The organism is Halovivax sp. (genome assembly GCA_007119345.1).
Lineage (GTDB): Archaea > Halobacteriota > Halobacteria > Halobacteriales > Natrialbaceae > Halovivax.
In genome coordinates this window covers 1-3,269 of record SKPV01000179.1, presented here as the reverse complement: position 1 = coordinate 3,269, position 3,269 = coordinate 1, and the positions used below count along the sequence as shown (strand labels likewise).

Here is a 3,269-nt window from a genome sequence, read left to right as displayed (position 1 = left end):
TGGTGCTGACGACGTTGAGGATCGTGAACAGCACGGCGAGACCGAGGGCGATCGGGAGGATGTATGCGGCGAGCTCGGGGGCGACGTAGACGAGGTAGGGGACGCCGCCGATGAGCGCGAGTGCACCCTTGAACGAGAGCATGAACCAGTTGCCGATGCCGGCGATCGTCCCCAGAAGCGGGCCCATGCCGCGCTCGACGTAGACGTAGGAGCCGCCGTCCTCGGGCATGGCGGTGGCCATCTCGGAGGCCGACAGCGCCGCCGGCAGGACGAGGAGGCCGGCGACGAGGTAGGCGACGACGACCGCCGGACCGACCTCGGCGTAGGCGATGCCGGGGAGGATGAAGATGCCGCTGCCGACCATCGCGCCGATGGCGATAGCGGTGGTGGCGGGGAGTCCCAGGTCGCGCTGCAGGTCCGTCGTCATGGTTCCTTCTCGCGGTCGTCGGGCTCGACCACGGCTAGCGGGATCCGATCGGCCCGCCATCCCTGGCTAGTGGGGCCGACGGCCCCGAAACGGCCGGTAGATTCGACTGCTCGACGTGTGTGGTGGTATGCGTTGGCGTTCGGTGGCACGTCGTCGGACGCTGGGTCGATTGCTCGCGTGCGGCTGGAACGTCCCGGGATCAGTTGTGTCCATAGCATACTATATTGTACAATACCGTCTACGGACCATCGGAGTATAACGGTTTTGGATGGTCCGCACAATAACGGGTGTTTACGAGGGAGCCACGTGGAGCCGGCCTGACGGGTCGGCGCGAACCCGGGTGTCGAGGACGGTCGGTTCAGTCGTGCGGGTGGAACCGCTTGACGGCCCCGTCGACCGCGTCGACCTGGCCGATGAAAGTGACACGGTCGCCCTCGCGGAGCCGGTGGTCGCCGGTCGGGACCTCGCGTTTGCCGTCCTCGTGGGTCAGCAAGCCGACGATACAGCCGTCCGGGATCTCGGCGTTGAGGTCGGCGATCGACTTGCCGACGAGGTCCTCGGCGGTGACCGCGATCTCCTGGACGTCGCCGGTCCGACCGAGTTCGTTCATCCAGGTCGACAGCGACGGCCGCTCGAGGACGTTTTCGAGCGACCAGGCCGTCGCCATCGAGAGGTCGATCGCCTGGACGCCGAGGGCCTCGAAGGCGTCGACGTTGTCGGGCTGGTTGACCCGCGAGGCCACCGTGGGGACGTCGAACGTGGTCTGGGCCAACTGCGAGACGAGCAGGTTGACGTCGTCGTCTGGGGTCGTCGCCACGACCGCCTTCGCGTCCCCGGCCCGGGCTCGCTCGAGGACGGCCGATTCGGTGCCGTCGCCCTCGATGGCCCGGAGGCCCCGTTTGCGTGCGTTCTCGACCGCGCCGGGATCCGAATCCACGACGAGGACGTTCTCTCCGTCCTGTTCGAGTCGTTCGGCGAGGGACAGGCCGACCCGTCCCGCGCCGATGATGATGGTGCGCATTGGTGAAACGTCGAGGTAGTCTGCGATCTGTCGGGCGAGGCCGGCCTGGAGGACGACCGTCGCGAAGATGATGAGAAACACCGTCCCGGCCAGCAACTGGGCCTCCTGGGGACGGCCGAGCGCCTCGAGCTCGACCGCGAACAGCGTCGCCACGCTGGCGGGGATGATCCCGCGCGGGCCGACGGCGCTGAGGAACAGCCGCTCGTTGCGGGTAAAGCGCTCGTGGGTCGTCGAGAGGAAGATGACCGCCGGCCGCAAGACGAGCGTGACCGCGATCACGACCGCGATCCCCGCCAGCCCCAGCGTTCGGATGTCCCCGAAGTCGATCAGCGCCGCCAGCGCGACGAAGACGAACGAGAGGACCACCACCGAGACGTCGTCCAGGAAGTCGATGACGTCCTCGTGGTAGGGCAGGTCGACGTTCCCCAGCGCGAACCCCGCCATCGCCGCCGCGGCGATGCCGGTCTCGCTGGCGACCAGTTCGGCGCCGCCGTAGGCGACGACGACGCCGGCCAGGACGATCAGTCGGGCGTGAAGCAGCGCGTCGCTCGGGGCGAGATCGACCCGAGTCAGCAACAGCCACACCGTCGCGGCGACGAGCGCGCCGATCCCGAGCCCGATCGCGAGTCGCTGCAGGAACTCGAACGCCACTACGGGCCCGCTCCCGTTGCCGGCGACGAGCACTTCGAAGACGACGACGACCAGGATCGCCGCGGTCACGTCGTTGATCACGCCCTCGCCCTCGAGGACCGACGCGACGTGATCCCGGACCGTGACCACCTGGAGGATCGGGCCGATCACCGTCGGGCCGGTCGCGATCAACAGCGCGCCGACGAGCAGACCGACTTCGATGCTCGTATCGAGGAAGACGACGACCGCCGCCGCCGTCCCCAGCCAGGTGACTGCCGCACCGACCGTGACGAGTCTGGTTAGCGCGGACGGACTCTCCCGGAGCTTGTCCAGGTGGAGGTGGTAGCCGCCCTCGAAGAGGATGATCGCGACGCTGACGCCGACCATGGCCGTCAGCCCGCCCCCGAACGCCTCCCGCGAGACGAAGCCGAGCCCCTCCGGCCCGATCGCGATACCGGCGATGATCAGAAAGAGGACGCTCGGGATCCGAAGTCGATCCGCGAGCACGCGAGAACCCACTCCGAGCGCGAGAATCAGCGCGACGATGGCCAGCAGCTCCATCGACGCTCAGTCGCCCCCGCTCGGGGTCGCGGTCGGCGTCGCGGGGTCGTTGCGAATCGCCTTCGCCCCGTAGTAGAGGATGATCGACGTCACGAACGCCGAGGAGCCGATCAGCAGGACGAAACTCACGGTGTCGAAGATCGGCAATTCGAGCCAGGTGGCGAGCTCGCCGAACGCGACCGCCGTACTGGCGAGCAGGAGCATGATGCCGAAGTAGACGGTGACGTCCGCCTCGTCGACGTAGGCCGTCGACGCCGAGCCGATGCGAGCGCCCAGCGCGCTGCCGGCGAGCAGCGCCGTCACGACGCCGAGGTCGACGACGCCGTCGAGGCCGTACGTGAACGAGCCGACGGCGCCGGACATGAGCGCGCCGAACAGGCTCGTCCCGACGGCTGCGGCGAGAGGCACACCGATCAGGTAGTAGATGGCGGGCATGCGGATGAACCCGCCACCGACGCCCAGGAAGCCGGAGACGAGCCCGACGCCGCCGCCGACGCCCGAGATGGTCCACAGCGACGCTTTGCTGCCGTCGGTCAACGTCATCATCGGCGGAACGTTGTAGGACTTGATCTTCTTCGCCAACTCGGGGATCTCGTCGTCCGTCGTCTCCTCGTCGGCGTCAACGTCGTC

3 protein-coding genes are annotated in these 3,269 nt (G+C 68.2%); all 3 read right to left on the bottom strand.

Annotated features, from left to right (window positions below):
- Positions 1-427 (bottom strand): APC family permease (locus QZT59_RS12195; protein ID WP_290816454.1); only part of this gene is annotated, 427 nt, incomplete at its 3' end.
- Positions 428-785: 358 nt separating this feature from the next.
- Entirely contained in the window at positions 786-2,639 is a 1,854-nt protein-coding gene (locus tag QZT59_RS12190) for a cation:proton antiporter (protein ID WP_290816451.1), read from the bottom strand.
- Positions 2,640-2,645: 6 nt separating this feature from the next.
- A partial coding sequence (locus tag QZT59_RS12185) for a sulfite exporter TauE/SafE family protein (RefSeq protein ID WP_290816448.1) occupies positions 2,646-3,269 on the bottom strand: 624 nt, incomplete at its 5' end.

Bases quoted from the DNA above. Each gene is read 5' to 3' on its own strand.
- QZT59_RS12190 (WP_290816451.1), bottom strand. From the start codon at position 2,639: ATGGAGCTGCTGGCCATCGTCGCGCTGATTCTCGCGCTCGGAGTGGGT.